The 14805-nt window shown below is 69.3% G+C and carries 14 protein-coding genes, 2 tRNA genes, 1 pseudogene and 1 riboswitch; of the genes and pseudogenes, 8 read left to right on the top strand and 9 right to left on the bottom strand.

Annotated features, from left to right (window positions below):
• Nucleotides 1–346, top strand: a pseudogene (locus tag PKD89_RS18870) (HNH endonuclease signature motif containing protein); the annotation flags it as partial.
• A gap of 10 nt (nucleotides 347–356) precedes the next feature.
• Here PKD89_RS18870 and PKD89_RS18875 read toward each other — a convergent pair.
• The 5 genes from PKD89_RS18875 to PKD89_RS18895 all read right to left on the bottom strand — a co-directional run bounded on the left by PKD89_RS18875 (nucleotide 357) and on the right by PKD89_RS18895 (nucleotide 6472).
• Nucleotides 357–1190: an ECF transporter S component gene (locus PKD89_RS18875; RefSeq protein ID WP_287374179.1), complete on the bottom strand. Its 834-nt coding sequence runs from the start codon at nucleotides 1188–1190 to the stop codon at nucleotides 357–359.
• Nucleotides 1187–2809 (bottom strand): ABC transporter ATP-binding protein, encoded by a 1623-nt coding sequence (locus tag PKD89_RS18880; RefSeq protein WP_324332808.1) that lies wholly within the window; start codon nucleotides 2807–2809, stop codon nucleotides 1187–1189. The genes PKD89_RS18875 and PKD89_RS18880 overlap by 4 nt, the downstream gene beginning before the upstream one ends.
• Nucleotides 2806–3894 (bottom strand): CbiQ family ECF transporter T component, encoded by a 1089-nt coding sequence (locus tag PKD89_RS18885; protein WP_287374177.1) that lies wholly within the window; start codon nucleotides 3892–3894, stop codon nucleotides 2806–2808. The genes PKD89_RS18880 and PKD89_RS18885 overlap by 4 nt, the downstream gene beginning before the upstream one ends.
• Complete coding sequence (locus PKD89_RS18890; RefSeq protein WP_287374176.1) at nucleotides 3891–4880, bottom strand: hypothetical protein; 990 nt, start codon at nucleotides 4878–4880, stop codon at nucleotides 3891–3893. The genes PKD89_RS18885 and PKD89_RS18890 overlap by 4 nt, the downstream gene beginning before the upstream one ends.
• Before the next feature lie 128 nt (nucleotides 4881–5008).
• Nucleotides 5009–6472: an LPXTG cell wall anchor domain-containing protein gene (locus PKD89_RS18895; RefSeq protein ID WP_324332811.1), complete on the bottom strand. Its 1464-nt coding sequence runs from the start codon at nucleotides 6470–6472 to the stop codon at nucleotides 5009–5011.
• 65 nt (nucleotides 6473–6537) lie between these two features.
• Nucleotides 6538–6652, bottom strand: a riboswitch (cobalamin riboswitch).
• 86 nt (nucleotides 6653–6738) lie between these two features.
• On the opposite strand from PKD89_RS18895, the gene PKD89_RS18900 reads away from it, so the two are divergent.
• Nucleotides 6739–6811 (top strand) — tRNA-Ile (locus tag PKD89_RS18900).
• Nucleotides 6812–6834: 23 nt separating this feature from the next.
• Here PKD89_RS18900 and PKD89_RS18905 read toward each other — a convergent pair.
• Nucleotides 6835–7626 (bottom strand): class I SAM-dependent methyltransferase, encoded by a 792-nt coding sequence (locus tag PKD89_RS18905; RefSeq protein WP_289011000.1) that lies wholly within the window; start codon nucleotides 7624–7626, stop codon nucleotides 6835–6837.
• Between PKD89_RS18905 and PKD89_RS18910 the strand changes: the two genes are divergently transcribed.
• The 3 genes from PKD89_RS18910 (at nucleotide 7617) to PKD89_RS18920 (ending at nucleotide 10945) form a co-directional block, all read left to right on the top strand.
• A complete protein-coding gene (locus PKD89_RS18910; RefSeq protein WP_289011001.1) occupies nucleotides 7617–8393 on the top strand; it encodes a hypothetical protein in 777 nt (258 codons plus the stop codon). The two genes, PKD89_RS18905 and PKD89_RS18910, sit on opposite strands and share 10 nt — an antisense overlap.
• Nucleotides 8394–9187: 794 nt before the next feature.
• Nucleotides 9188–9904: a hypothetical protein gene (locus PKD89_RS18915; protein WP_289011002.1), complete on the top strand. Its 717-nt coding sequence runs from the start codon at nucleotides 9188–9190 to the stop codon at nucleotides 9902–9904.
• A 156-nt stretch (nucleotides 9905–10060) separates the two neighbouring features.
• Entirely contained in the window at nucleotides 10061–10945 is an 885-nt protein-coding gene (locus PKD89_RS18920) for a M23 family metallopeptidase (RefSeq protein ID WP_289011003.1), read from the top strand.
• A 61-nt stretch (nucleotides 10946–11006) separates the two neighbouring features.
• Here the strand turns inward: PKD89_RS18920 and aqpZ are convergent, their stop codons facing one another.
• The 3 genes from aqpZ to PKD89_RS18935 form a co-directional block, all read right to left on the bottom strand.
• Entirely contained in the window at nucleotides 11007–11780 is a 774-nt protein-coding gene (aqpZ, locus tag PKD89_RS18925) for an aquaporin Z (RefSeq protein ID WP_289011004.1), read from the bottom strand.
• Nucleotides 11781–11862: 82 nt separating this feature from the next.
• Complete coding sequence (locus PKD89_RS18930; protein WP_289011005.1) at nucleotides 11863–12579, bottom strand: DUF2510 domain-containing protein; 717 nt, start codon at nucleotides 12577–12579, stop codon at nucleotides 11863–11865.
• Between the two features lie 2 nt (nucleotides 12580–12581).
• On the bottom strand, nucleotides 12582–13142 hold the full coding sequence (locus PKD89_RS18935) for a hypothetical protein (protein WP_287374170.1): 561 nt from the start codon (nucleotides 13140–13142) through the stop codon (nucleotides 12582–12584).
• A 208-nt stretch (nucleotides 13143–13350) separates the two neighbouring features.
• Between PKD89_RS18935 and PKD89_RS18940 the strand changes: the two genes are divergently transcribed.
• The 3 genes from PKD89_RS18940 (at nucleotide 13351) to PKD89_RS18950 (ending at nucleotide 14804) form a co-directional block, all read left to right on the top strand.
• A complete protein-coding gene (locus PKD89_RS18940; protein WP_287374169.1) occupies nucleotides 13351–14157 on the top strand; it encodes an inositol monophosphatase family protein in 807 nt (268 codons plus the stop codon).
• A gap of 9 nt (nucleotides 14158–14166) precedes the next feature.
• Complete coding sequence (locus PKD89_RS18945) at nucleotides 14167–14706, top strand: NUDIX hydrolase (protein ID WP_287374168.1); 540 nt, start codon at nucleotides 14167–14169, stop codon at nucleotides 14704–14706.
• 24 nt (nucleotides 14707–14730) lie between these two features.
• A tRNA-Val gene (locus PKD89_RS18950) sits at nucleotides 14731–14804 on the top strand.
• The last annotated feature ends 1 nt before the right edge of the window (nucleotide 14805 follow it).

Below are 14805 nucleotides of genomic sequence, written 5' to 3' on the forward strand. Positions count from 1 at the left end.
GACCGAAGCCGCAGCGAACAGCCTGCTCCACAAGGTCCGGCGGGGGATCGTCGACGCGGCAGGAGGCGTCATCGACCTCGGCCGGGCGCGACGGTTCACCGGATCGGCCCGCACCGCCGCCACCGCCACATATACCCATTGTGTCTGGCCCGGCTGTCACGCACCCGCCAGCCGTTGTGAGATCGACCACCTCCACGAACACGGACGGGGCGGCGAAACCACCCAAGCAAACTCGGCGCCGCTGTGCGGCAAACACAACCGCTGGAAACAGAAGGGCTTCACGATCCAGCGCACCCCGGCCGGCACGTGGCACACCACCCGCCCCGACGGCTCGCAGTTGGAGTAGGGCGTACCGTTCAGCGGTGCACGAAGTGGGCCCGCTTGGCGGCCCGGCGCAGCGCCAGCAACACCGGGGGTCCAAGCACCAACGTCATCACCACGGTGCCGACGGCGCGCGTCAGGTCCCATCCGAGCGAGGTGGCCAGGTAGAACGCCCAATAACGTCGGAGGGTCTCGGCCAGTCCGGCGCCAGGTTGATAGCTGATGCGCTCGGCTCCGGCGGCGGCAAATGGCCACGACCACAGGTTGAGCAGCGCCCCGTACAGCAGACCGGTGACCGCGCCGTAGGCGGCGGCCACCCACAGCTCGGCGCTGGTACCCCTGCCGGGCAGCCACCCGGCACCGGCGCCGATCCAGGCCATGCCGAACATCTGAAACGGCAGCCATGGGCCGATGCCACCGGTGATGATCGCCGAGGCGAACATGGTGGTGGCCCCCAGCACGAACCCGAACCCCGAGCCGAGCACCGAACCGGCCAAGACGATCAGGAAGAACATCGGGCTGAACCCGGATACTCCACCGCCGGCCATGCGCAGGGCGGCGCCGGCAGCGGTGAGCACGCCGAGCAGCCCGACGGCGCGGGCATCGAACCCGCCCTCACCCAACTCGATGGCGGTGACCAACACCAACAGGGGCAACAGCAGTGCCATGACGACCACTGCGTCCTGGGCGTGTGCCGTCCCGGCTGCCGCCTGAGGGTCGCCGACCAGAAACGGCCACACGTAGGCGACCACACCGACCAGGGAGGTGAGGGCGAGCACGGCCACCGAGCGAGGGCGCAGGTTGACCGCCCGTTGCGGCCCCACCGACAGCACCGGTCGCTGGCGTTGACGTGCGTCGACGACGGTCATCGCACGGCCTCTATCCCGGCGAGCACATCGTCGACGGTGAGGTACGGAAGCGGATGCAGGATGCGGGCCACCTGGGGGGACAGCGTGGGGGAGTGGGTGACCACCTCGACGGCCGGGCCGTCGGCCACGATGTCGCCGTCGGCCAGCACGATTGCCCGGCGCGCCACCTCGGCCACCAGCTCGACGTCGTGGGTGGCCAGCAGGACGGCGGTCCCCCGCTCGCTCAGCTCGTCCAACCACGTGGCCAGCGCGTCCTTGGCCCGGTAGTCCAACCCGGTGGTCGGCTCGTCGAGCAGCACCACTTTGGGCTCGTGGGCCAGCACCAGCGCCAGCGCCAGGCCCAGGCGCTGGCCAGCGGACAGGTCGCGCGGGTGGGCAGCCGGGTCGATGCCGGGCAGCAGGCGATCGAGCGCCGCTGCGGTGGCACCGTGCGGGGTGCCGGTCTCCCGGTCGGCGCTGGTCAACTCCTCGGCGACGGTGGTGGCGGACAACAACAAGGTGGGGTCGGATGGCACCACGCCGACCCGGCGAAGAAACTCGGTTCCCCGCAGCGACCTGGGGTCCTGCCCGTCGATGCGCACTCGGCCCTCGTCGGGGGCCCGGCCACCGCCCAACGTCGAGATCAGCGTGGACTTACCGGCGCCGTTGCGTCCGATCAGGGCGACGATCTCGCCGGGGTGCAGCTCCAGGTCGATGCCACCGAGCGCCACACGGTCGCCATAACGGACCCACAGGTCTTCGGCGGTCACCACCGGCGCTGCGCCGGGTGTCGGCGGTCGGGCCCGGTCGGGGCGTGACGGCGGTTCGTCGGGCAACTTGGCGCGCAGCTCGGCGGCGGCGCGACGGGCGTCGCGCACCGAGCGGGGCAGCGGATCCCAGCCCAGGCGGCGACCCAGCTCGATCACCGGCGGCGCCACCGGGGCGGCGGCCAGTTGGCTGTCCGGCGGCCCGTGGGTGACCGCACCCGAGCCGTCGACGACGATGATCGAGTCGGCGTACTGCACGACCCGTTCCAGCCGGTGCTCCGAGCACACGATCGTCAGCCCCAGGTCGCCGACCAGTCGGGTGAGGGCGGCCAGAACGTCCTCGGCCGCCTGGGGATCGAGCGCCGAGGTGGGCTCGTCCAGCACGAGCACCCGAGGCTGGGCGGTCAGCACGGCGCCGATGGCCACCCGCTGGCGTTGGCCCGAGGACAGGGTGGCGATCGGCCGATTGCGCAGGTCGGCCAACCCGAGCAGATCGAGGGTGTCCTCTACCCGGCGACGCATCACGTCGGGGGCCAGGCCGAGCTGCTCCATCGTCCATGCCAGCTCGTCTTCGACCACGTCGGTGACGAAGCTGTCGTCCACCCGTTGGGGAAGGTAGCCGACGACCGAGGCCAGGTCGCGTGGCGCGGCGGTGGACGTGGCCACGCCGTCGACGGTGACCGTCCCGGCCAGCACGCCCCCGGAGAAGCGGGGGACCAGCCCCGGAATCGCTCCCAGCAGCGTGCTCTTGCCCGAACCGGTCGGCCCGATCACCAACGCAAGGTCGCCCTCCGGAACGGTCAGATCGACGCGGTCGAGCACGACCGGGGCCTCGTCGTCGTAGGCGAAGGAAACGTCGTCGAAGCGGATCACGGCGTAACCGCCGGTTCGAGCTTTGCTGCGCCGCCGGAGAAGACGGCGCAGCCGTAGGCGATCGCCAGCGCCACCATGGTGACGATGGGCAGTTGCGGCATCTCGGGCGGGTTGGTCGACGGCAGCAGGGCCACGCCGTCCAGGCGGGACTGGGCGATGCCACCCAGCAGCACCGCAATGCCGCCGGCGACCAGGATCCAGTCGGACCGGGTCCAGGGCATCCGCCGGTACCGGGTGCGGGTGCTGCGGGTCGAGGCGCCCCGCAGGGCCAGGGTGACGAACAGTGCGCCCAGCGCCATCGCCCCGACCCCGATCAGGCGCGATCCGCCCGGGTTCAACAGGACGAAGGCGCCGAGCGAGGCGACGACGACTGCAGCGATCAGCAGCGCCGCTGCGGTGCGCCGGGTGCCCGGGTCCTCGCCGGGTCGCCGCCCGCCGTACCCGCGGGCGTCCATCGAGGCGGCCAGCGTCAGCGAATGGTCGAACGAGCCTTCGAGCACAGCGGTGATCGAACCCTTCAGGCCTCGCAAGCCGCGGTGGGGCCGCCCGCGCAGGCGCCGCGTCTCGGCCAGACGCCTGACGTGTTCTGCGGCGGCCGGGGTGACCGTGAGGGCCACCGTGGTGATCACGCCCAGTTCGGCGACGCCGTCGGGCAGCGCCCGAACCGTGCGGTGTGGGCTGACCAGCGACGGGGGCACGGTGAAGGCGGCCAGCAGGGCGATCAGCCGCATCGACTCGACGATGCCGGTCAGCATGGCACCGGTGGTGACCGGTCCGCCGACGGTGACGCCGGCCATCCAGGTGGGCAGGTCGAGTGTCGGCAGCGTAAGCAGCACCGTTCCCGGGGTACGGGGCGCGAATGCCGCCACCAGCCCCAGGCGGAGCACGCCGATGACGACGGCGAAGCTCAACACATAGCGTTGGGTGCGGGACCAGGGCGAGCCTGGATCGGAGCGGGCGACGACCACCTGCGTCGAGACGGCGATCACCAGCGCCAAGACGATCACATTGGTCGTGCGCAGCGCTGCGCTGGCGACGAGCAGGCTCCAGATCCACCAGGCGCCCGGGTGACCGGCGTCGTTCATGGCAGGCGGCGGCGTCGCATCCAGCGGGCCGACACGCCCGAGGCCCCGATCGCACCGACCCCGATGCCCAGGCCCCACCAACCCGCCGACGACGAGCGCTTGGACCCGGGAACGGTCAGATCGCCGGCCTGGGCCACGTTGGTCACCCTCCCCGGCGGGTCGTCGCCGTCGCCTTCGGCCAGTGTGGTTGGGCCGCCTTGCGGCTTGTCGGAGGCGGGCGCAGTCGTCCGAGGTGGCTTGGTGGTCGAGCTCGGGTTCACGCCGGCGATCGTTTCGCTCGGCGTCGGGTCACTCGAGGTGGGTTTCGACGCGCCGTTCGATGACCCATCGGATGACTCGTTGGCAGGCGGCGCCGTCAACGGTGGGGCGGTCGGTTGGGTCGGCGGGACTCGTGGGGCAGCGGGGGCTGCGGGGGTCGGCTGCCTGGCCGTCGTCTTGGGCGACGCAGGCTGCTGAGGCGAGGCGGTCACCTTGGCTTTGGCGGCCGGTGGGGTCGGTGGATTGTTGGGCGCCGGGGGCGGGTTGTTGGGCGCTGGGGGCGGGTTGTTGGGCGCTGGGGGCGGGTTGTTGGGTGCCACGGGTGGTGCCACGGGTGGGGCCACCGGAGGGGCTGGCGGCGGGCAGATGCCGTTGCGGTCCGGAGCGTAACGGGGCGGATTCCCACTCGACTCGAGGCTGCCCTCCTGCTGGAAGCGCCAGCCTTCCATCGCTCCGTCGGTCATGCGCCTCGAAGCCGGACCAATCCTGGCGAACACCCAGCGCCCCGACCGGCCGTCCCAGTAGGACCAGTAGGCGTAGGTGCTACCGGTCTTTTCGCCGCAGCCGGTCCTGGGGTAGCCATCGATCGAGCACAGCAGGCCGGACGCGTTGTACGTCGGTTGGGGGACGTTGAGGATCTGGGCCCGCAACGCTAAAAATTGTGCACCGTTCATGTTGCCATCGATCTCGATGCACCGGGCGTCGATCGACGAGCCGTGGTCGATCACGACGGCAACCCGTGGCTTGCCGTTGGATCGACTCGGGGAACACAAGGCCGCAGGTGCGGCCCCCGCTGGGGCAGCAACCCACGCCGGCGCCACCAGGACGGCCAGGGTGAGAGCCGCTGCCCAGCGTCTCACCGCATGCCGATCCGACGCCGGACCAGCAGGGCGGCGGCGCCGATGCCCAGCATGGCCGCAGCGGCGATCAACAACAGGTTGGGCGAGGCACCGGTGTTGGCCAGGATGCTCGTCGACGTCGGGGTGGCGGTGACCGTCTGGAGGGGCGGGGCCGGCCCGGCGGCGGCGTAGGGAGCGGCTGCCGGCGTGGGCACCGCCTCTGCGGCTGGACCGGACACCGGGACGGCCAGGTCGGACGGGGCCTCATCCCCGCTCGGCGGCGGAGTCGTGCTCTCGACGGGAATGGTCACGTCCGACGTCGGGGTCACCGCGCTGGTCGGGGGGACGACGGCGGCGGTCGAGCCAGGCGTCGTTGACGGCGTCGTGGGCGTCGTGGGTGGCACGGTGCAGTCGGGGGCGACGGGATCGGCCAGCTCGGCATCGATCACCGGGAACTCAACCTCGCTCAGGCCCCACAGGCCTTGGGCGGTCGAGAAATTGTCGGGCAGTTCGCTGCCGTCGCCCTGTGCCTGGAAGAACAGCCCACCAATATCGGCGGGGTCTTTGGCCTCACACGGGATCTGGAAGGTGCGCAGGGCAGCCAGGCCATCGGTGTCGGTCGTGCCGGTAGCGGTCCGCAGTGCGGTGAGCACCAATGCGCTGGAGCTGGCGTCGGCCGGCTCGGAGGCATCGCCGAAGTACGGCCACCCGCCCGACGCCGTCCGAACGCCGGTGAGCCAGGCTTGGGCGTCCTGATCGGGGGTCACACCCTGGGCGGTCAGGCCCAGGAGGGCCAACGCGGTGGAGTTGGTGTCGGGACCGGAGAAGTTGGCGGCGTCGACGGCGGGGCAGGGCACGGCGGTGTCGGAGCGGTAGGCCACCCAGGAGCCGGTGTTGCACTGCTGATCGGTCAACCAGGCCTCGCCGGCGGGATCATCGATGTCCAGCGAAGCGAGCGCGAGCAACGAAAGCCCTTGGCGGAACGCACCGTCGTAGGTGGGGTCGCCGGTGCCATAGAGGCCGATGTCGGGCGCCGCTACTCGCTGGGTGGCCTGGAGGCGTGCGACCAGGTCGGTCCCGCCAGCGTTGGTCGGATCCGCGCCGAGGGCGACGTTGGCCAGGATGGACAGTGACAGTCGGCCGGGGTCGTCGTCGCCAAACGGGGCGACGGCGGTGTCGATGTCGCCGTTGACCGCGTCGAGCATCCGCTGAGCGGTCGGTCCTTCGGCGCCGGCGGCGGCCAGCCCGATGATGCCCTGAAGCGTCGTGCCGTAGTCGGCCACGCCGGGGGTGAAGCCCTCGAGCGCTCCGTCGGTGTTGACCTGCGCGCCAAGCCAACTGGCCGCCGACTGGTTGGGGTTGCTTGGTGGGGCCGCAGCGGCCGGGCTGATCAGGCTGATCGTCAGCAGCACCGCTGCGACGACGGCCATGGCGGCCGGGAGTCGCGTGGAGCGTTCGGGGTTATGGGTAACGGATGACATGGGGCCTCTCCCGGACACGACAGGGCGGGAGGGGTTCCCGCTCCAAACCGCATGTCCTCGACGGTGAATGGGGAGCGCACGGGGGCAGGCATTCCGACTTGCGGGGCGAACCCCACCTACGGCTGCGGGTCAGCGCCGGACTTCGACCGGCTTTCCCTGACCTCGTGTGATCGAGGCCAGTCAAGCCCATCCCGATGCTCTGATGCAAGCACCGGCGGCGCCGCAGACCGACGTCTCCTGCCCTTCCAGCTACCATGCCCGCCGCAGGGCCTGTAGCTCAGTGGTGAGAGCAGAGGACTCATAATCCTTCGGTCGTGGGTTCGATCCCCACCAGGCCCACCGGGAAGGCCGACGAGACGCGCTCAGTCGGCTTCGAGGCAGGCGACGAGGGTCTGGCTGAGCGAACGCAGTGGGGAGGCCTCGGCCCGTTCGGTCATGCGGTGGAGGGCGTGACCCTCGGGCAACGAGTCGAGCGGCGGCATCATGTAGGTCACCCCGGTCAGCCGAAGGTCGGCCGTCTCACCGAGGGTCGCCAGCTCGGATCGGGTGAAGGTGGCGGTGCGACACAGCCGACGGTGCAGGGGCCTCACCCAGGTGAGGCCCGGCATGGTCGGCCCCGGCAGGCGTCGGCCTCGGATGGGGATGCCGTGCTGTTCGAAGGGCCACCAGCGGTTGGGGGTGGTCAACAGCAGGCGACCGCCGGGGCGGAGTACCCGCCTGATCTCGGCCAGCGCACCGGCCACATCGGGTAGGTGTTCCAGCACCTCGATCATGGTGACCACGTCGAAGGTGTCATCGGCGAACTCGAGCGACGTCACCGACTGGGTGTGCACGGAGACGTTGTCGGGGTGGTCCTGGGTGTACAGGGCCAGGCGGTCGATTTCGACATCGATGGCGTCGACGTGTGTGAAGGTCGGCGCCATGGCGTCGGTGTACTCACCGGTCGCGCATCCCACATCCAGCAGGCGCTCTCCCGACAACGGAGCCAAGGAGGCCATCGCATCCAGGCGCCCCTGAACGTTGCGGGACCCCCGCGCCGATCCGTGGAGGGCACCGAAGGAATGGGCCTCGTCTCCCAGCTCGTCAGCGACGCGTCGTCCCGCTGGGGGTGCGCTGTTGTGCATGCCGCCTTGGTGTCCTCGCCGTGCCGCCATGTCGGCACGATAACACCGAGCGTGATGGTTTTTGCAGCGTTGATCGCCCACAGTGGCGGGTCGGTTCGCCGGGAGCGTGCCCTGGGGGCGCCCCACCCGCAGCTGGGACGGCTCCCGGCGTCGGGGCCTGGCTGGCGGTCGATGCCGTCACCTTTGCGCTCGATCCCACCCGGATCAGCGCCTTTCGTTGGGCGTTCATCGCCTTCGTGCCGCTGTGGTTCGTTGGCATGTTCGGCCTGGCGTGTGCCGCAGCGCCGCTGATGCTGGGGCTTCATCAGCGCTTCGGGATGGGCGTGGTCGTCGGCCTGCTGGGCGTCATCGCAGCGCTCGAGGCACTGCGCCTGGGTGGCGACCTGGCATGGGTCGGCGTGGTGACCACGCCGCTGGTGTGGCTGTTCGTCCATCAGATCGGCGTGCTGTATGTCCACAGCGACCTGTCGTCGGATCGCCTCTGCGCCGCCGCCGTGACCGTGTTGGGCCTGGTGCTGATCGTGCTGGCGGTGGTCTTCGGTCCCTATGACGCGTCGATGGTGGCCACCCCAGGCGGAAGTTCCAACCTGTTGCCCACCACGGCGGCCATAGCGTTCACCGGCGTGTTTCAGGCCGGCCTGCTCGGTCTGGTCGCCCCGGGGCTCCGTCGCCTGGCGGCCCGGCGCAGCGTGTGGAAGGTGGTCGTCACCGTGAACGCCTTCGCCATGACCATCCTGTGCTGGCACATGTCCGGCCGGCATGGCTGGCGGCTTCGCTCATGTCGACGGCCGGGGTGACCGCCCTCTTCGGCCGGTTCGAGCTGGCGGCCCGGCGTTCCTGAGATGGCGTGCGGCCGAGATCGACCGGCACCGTGTTGCGGACCAAACACTGAACCAAGTATCACAGTTGTGTGGTCGAACCTCAGTCTCAGTCCCTCGTTTCGGAGCTGGCGGCCGTGCTCCGAGCGCGACATCGCTCGAACTTGGATCGGCTCGAGCTGCCGGAGCTGAGCAGGTTGGCCGACCGCTCGGGTTCGCCGGTGCCCGAATTGATCCTGGAATCCATTGCAAGCATCGAGGACCCGCGCACTCGACACGCAGCGCGGGAGCTGGTGCCGATGCCGTTTGGCAGCCGAATCGCGCCAACGCTGACCGATCGACGCATCAGCGCCGCCCGCTCTTTTGGGCAAAGTGGCAACTACTTCCGTTCCGGTCCGTCAGATCGGTCGAAGCCGTCGACCGAGTCGCTGGTTCTGGCGGCGATCGCAGGAGCGCTTTCGGTTGATGCCGATGGCCCCGGCGACTCGGACGACGCTGAGCGGATTCCCTGCGAGCCGAATGAGAGCAGGCCGGGGTCCCAGGCGCAATCGACGCCACCCAGTCTCGACCGGTCGGCGCCCCCTGCTGGTCGCGACCGCGGCGCAGCGGTTTTGGTGCTGCTCTTGACGGCCAGCCTGGCACTGGCAGGGTCGGTGGTTTGGATCGTTGCGAGCCAGACCGACGGTGATCCGACCGCAGACGCAGGCCCGTCTAGAGGCGCCCAGCGCCAAGACAAATGTCGTCGGACGCTGGGTACCGGCAGCGGATTCCTCATGACCCGGTTTCGCGAGGCTCTGGATGAGGCGCAAGCCGGCCAAGGCTGTCCGATCGACGACGTGGACGGGTTCGATGGCATGACCTTCCAGCGCGTTGCCGGCGAGAGTGCCGGCAGCTCGTGGGTTGCGCTCGAGCGGCCCGACGGGCGGTTTTTAGCTGTTCCATGGACTGCTTGGAAGCGTTACCGGATCGTCGCCGAGGCGGGTATGGGGTTTGATGGCTTCGGTTTGCCGTCGTCGTGGCGGGGGGCAACCGACTTGGCCGAACTCAGCCTCGACGGCGGTCTGACAATCGCTTCGGAAGAGGCTCACGGCCTCTACTTCTTGGTACACCCCCAGGTCGATCAGCTCTGGCACGACCACGCGGACGTCCTCGGCGCACCGTTTTCGAGCGGAATGACCACCAGCCGCCAAGATTTTGCTGGCGGATACGTCGAGTTGAAGGGCACTGAGGTCACGTGGGTAGCGGTCCCGGATGCGAGCGCAAAACAAGCGCTGCCTCCTCGCTCTCAACGGGTGGATGCCATCGTCGAGCAACCCTCAGGAATTGGATGGTGGGTCGACAGCGCCGACCGTAGGTGGTCGATCCGTTCCGATCGGGTTGGGGAGTGTCTCGGGGGCCAAGGGGCGGTTGCCGACGATGCAGTGCCGGGCTATGCCATCGCCCAACTGGAGCTTGCCGGGGTGGCGGACTGCTCGCTGGCCCCTGCATGAGAGGCTGACGGACCGCCCTGAGGCAGCCTGGAGGCCGCAAAAAGCAGCAAACCGGCCTGTAGGCAGCTCCGCAGCCTTCTCAAGGCGGTGAACGAATGCAACCGTTGCCTCTTCAACGGTCCACGACGGACCGGAACGAGCTGAACGGAGAAATAGATGAGACAACTCGCACGCGCCAGGGTGACCCGGTCATTGACCGTCGTAGCCCTCCTGGCAACGCTCACTGCCGGTGCAGTCCTCTCCGGGGCAAGCCCGGCAGGCGCCGCCACCAGCTTCAAACTGCCCTTCCGATGCGGCGAGACATGGAAAGCCTCGACCTATCGCGGCCACAGTTCCAACTCCGTCGATTGGAATCGCTCCGGTGAAGACCGCGGGTACCCCGTGCTGGCCAGTGCGGCCGGAACTTTTCGTCGCGGCAATACAGCCAACGGCGAGGTTGTCATCGATCACGGCGGAGGGTGGAAGACCTTCTATGCCCACATGACGAACATTCCGTCGAATCTCAACGGCCAGCGTGTGGGAGCCGGGACCGAGATCGGCAAAGTCGGGATGGTCGGTAATGCCACGGCGCCCCACTTGCACTACGCCCAGCTGTACAACGGTGTTCGTCAGCCCGTGGCGATCGACGGACGTGGGATCAGCTATTCGGGGACGTATAAGTCGACCAACGGGTGTTCGACCCCGCCACCAGCGCGGCCTACGACCTTTGAGGGCAATGCGTCCTCGAGGTTGTACGTGACGTCCAACGGCCAAGAGGTGCGGCTCCAGGTGTGCGCCAACAACCTCCCAGGCCAGACGGTGAACGTCGACTTCCGTCGCCCATCGGCGGCGGGCTACGGGCCGAGGGCCTGGAGCTACTCCAAGACGGCCACCTCGCGTTGCGTGGAGTTTGGCGACATGGAGGGTCCCGGGTCGGTGTTCCGGGGCGTCACCTACACCAGCCGTGCGGCCTTGAACCAGGGGCCATCGACCGGCTGGTCGGGATCGGGTTGCTACGTCGCCACCGGACACCGCGGCCTGTGTGATCAGGTTCGCTACTAACTAGAGGTGCTTGAGGGGTCCGGGTAGGTGCTGTAGGGCACCTACCCGGGACCTTCGAGGGTTAGCGGGCGGCCGGCTCCCCGGCGATCGTCGGCACGATCACGTCCTCGCGGTCGCCGACGAAGTAGCGATGGATCAGCGCGCCGATGGCGGCGCCGAGGATCGGGGCCACCCAGAACATCCACAGCTGGCCCAGCTGCTCGGTCCCGGCGAAGATCGCCTGCGAGGTGGAGCGGGCCGGGTTGACCGAGGTGTTGGTCACCGGAATCGAGATCAGGTGGATGAGCGTGAGGCTCAAGCCGATGGCCAACCCGCCCATGCCGGCGGCGGCGCGCTTGGCCGTTGCGCCCAGGATGACGATGAGGAACACCGCGGTCAGCACGACCTCGACCAGAAAGGCAGAGGCAAGGGAGTAACCGCCGGGCGACAGGTCGCCGTAGCCGTTGGAGGCGAAGGCGCCCGCCCCGTCGCCGATCTCCCAGCCGGCCTTCCCGGAGGCGATCAGGTAGATCGTTCCGGCGGCGATCGTTGCGCCGATGACCTGGGCGATCACGTAGCCGATGGCCTTCACCGCTTCGAAGCGGCCACCGACCACCAGGCCGATCGTCACCGCCGGGTTGAAGTGGCCGCCGGACACGTGCCCGACAGCGTAGGCCCCGGTCAGCACGGCAAAACCGAAGGCGAATGCCACGCCTAGAAATCCGATGCCCAGGCTGGTTCCGTTCGCGCCGGTGCCAAAGTCGGCTGCCAGCACGGCGGCACCACAGCCGCCCAAGACCAACCAGAACGTTCCAATGATTTCGGCGGCGAGCGCCTTGGGGTCGAACATCGACATGTCTCCCTCGTTCTCTGCCGACGGCCACAGCGCTGACGACGAGGTCACGGTAGTCCGGCCGACGGAGGCTGGGGCGGATTGCTCAGCGCGGTGGCTGGGCTCCGAACATCGAGGCGATCGTTTCGCTCAGGTTCACCCCGGCGCCCGCTCCCGATGGGCGTCGCACGATCGGGTCCCGGCTTCTCATACCGTTACGGTCGACGTGTTCGGTCCAGGACTGTCCATCCCAGTACCGGTAGGTAAATCGGCCGGTCGGGTCGGTAAACCACCCTGCGGCCGTGGCGGTGGTTGCCGCCCGTGGCGTGCTCGTCGACCTCGGGGTGCTCGCCACCATGTTGCTGGTCTCCATCGGCTTGTGGGAGACGACCGCAATGGTGCTCTCGGCACCGTCGAACCTCGGCGCCGATACCTTCGATCCGGCGCTCGAACCGGCGCTGTACCGCTCGGCCATGGTCGAGACTTCGCTGACCGGGGGTTCGTCGTCGGCCAGCGCCAGGCGGTTGGCGGCGGTGTTGAGACGCGAGGCAAACGTGCGGGCGTCCGAGCCCTTTCTGATCGGCACCGGCACCACCATGACGAACGCCTCGCCGACGATGACCAGGAAGAGGCCTTTGGCGGCGCCTCGGTGGTCCATCAGCTCGAGGTCGGCTTCGTCGAGGACCAGACGGCCGGCCGACACGTCACGGCGCAGCGCCGCCGGGGTCTTCACCGAGGCGCGGGCGCCGAGGAGGGCGTGATCGGCGTCGCGGTAGAGGATCCGCTCGCCGACGACACTGATGCCGCGAAAGGTGCGTTCCATGCTCAGTCCTCGAGCCAGGCGGGGGCGCGGTCCAAGAGAAATTCGCTCACCACGCCGCATTTCTCCAGCTCGTCGGACAGGTTCTCGGTGCCCATGAAGACCTCGCTGAGCGACACCTCCACCCGGGCCACGATCGTCAGGCTGCGCTCGGCGGGGTCGGTGACCGAGGCGTAGGTGTCGAGCGCCGACACCTCGATCGGCAGGTCGGGGCCGCCCACTCCGGCCAGGTCGGTGGCCAACACCAGCAGGTCGGGGCCCGACGGCAAGGGTGGCAGCGACCACGTGAAGATCAGCGGGATCTTGAAGCGGTCCTCCGGCTCCTCGGCCTCCCGAAGCTCCATGATGTGGTCCTCGAATGCCAGCAGCACGCGCGGGTCGAGTTCGACGGCCAGGTGAAGGTCGAGCGGGCCGCCGCACGCTGCCTCCGGGTGCAGATCGACCTCCCAGGCCTGTCGCATGGAGTAGGTCTCGACGAAGTGACGCTCATCGTGAACGTGAAAGCCGTGCTCGACGGCCTGGTCTTTCAAGCCGGCGATGTACCCGGCGAGGTCGATGACGGCCACCGAGGGTCCTTTCAGGCTGAGTAACTCGTGGTGCTTGGGCGTGGACACCCGATGCTCTCACGGAATGGCACTCCGGCGCCATGGGGCCTCCTCTCCGGTGCACCGAACCCGTCCGCCCAGGCGCTCACCTCGCACGCTGTGCCCCCAGCGGGCAGGATGGACCGATGCCCGACCCCACCCGCTCGGCAGCCTCGACGTGGCCTCCCAGATGAACGAACCAACCTCGACCAGCCTGCACCCCGAGGATGCCCTCGAGCTGTTGGACAGGGTGGCCATCGGTATCCGTAGAGCGGTGGCCGAGGTCGACGACCGCCGTGCCCGCAGCAACCGGTCCGGCCAGTACGCGCTGGACCTGGCGGCAGACGGAGGGGCGGTGGCCAGCCTGACCGCCGCCGGGCTGGGGGTGTTGTCCGAAGAGTCGGGCCACCACCACCCGGAGCGACCGCTGCAGGTGGTGCTCGACCCGGTCGACGGCTCGACCAACGCCTCTCGCGGGTTGCCCTGGTGGGCGACGTCAGCCTGCATCCTCGATGCTGAGGGGCCGTGGGTCTCCTTGGTTCGCAACCAGGCGATCGGCACCACCTACACCGCGGTACGCGGCGGCGGTGCGGAGCGCGACGGCCGACGACTGGCACCGATCGAAGCGCCGTCGGTCGACGACTCGATGGCGGCGATCAACGGCACGCCGGTCTCCCACCTGGGCTGGAAGCAGTTCCGGAGCTTTGGGGCGGCGGCGCTCGACGTCTGCGCGGTCGCCGACGGTGGTCTCGACGTGTACCTGGACGCGACGACGACGGGCAACGCCCAGTGGGACTTTCTCGGCGGGCTGCTCATCCTCACCGAGGTGGGAGGGGTGATGCTCGACGCCCAGGACCGCTCGATCGTGGCGATCTCGCCTCCCGAGCGCCGCCAGCCGATCGCTGCCAGAAGCCAGGCCGCCGCCGCCGAGGCCCGGCGCCGTGCGCAGAGTTCGGGCTGGTGGCAAACGTCGGTGCACTGGACCGACCGGCTGTAGCCTGAGTCGATGCTGACCGCCCTGCACCGCCTGGCGTTGGGCGCTTTCCGCCTGTTGCCGACACCGGCCCGCCGGTTGGTGGTGCGTTCGTTGTCGCCCACGTTCACCGCCGGGGCGATCGCGGTGGTGCTCGACGTTGATGACCGAATGTTGTTGGTCCGCCAAGTCTACCGGGGACGCTGGGGGCTGCCCGGCGGCCTGATGCAACGCGGCGAAGTGCCGCTGGGGGCAATGCTGCGCGAGGTGAGCGAAGAGGTGGCCATGGCCGTCGTGGTGCAGGGCGAGCCCGAGGTGGTGCTCGACCCGGAGCCGCGTCGGATCGACATCGTTTTTCTCGCTCGTCCGGCCGACCGGTCGATCGAGCCCAAGCCGGCCTCGGTGGAGATCGATGCGCTGCGGTGGGTGACACCCGACGACTTTCCTTCGATCCAGATGGAGACGGCCATGGCCCTGGAGCGTTTACACGCGGCCGGGCGGCTTCCCGAGCAGTGGCACCGGGTGGCCTCGACCGCAGTGGCGACGTGGCGGGCGTCGGTGGCCACCGACTGACCAGGCGCTACGCTCTGCGCCCCCGGGCGCTTAGCTCAGCTGGTTAGAGCACCTCCCTTACAAGGAGGGGGTCGGGGGTTCGAGTCCCTCAGCGCCCAC

The organism is Candidatus Neomicrothrix sp. (genome assembly GCF_035329545.1).
Lineage (GTDB): Bacteria > Actinomycetota > Acidimicrobiia > Acidimicrobiales > Microtrichaceae > Microthrix > Microthrix subdominans.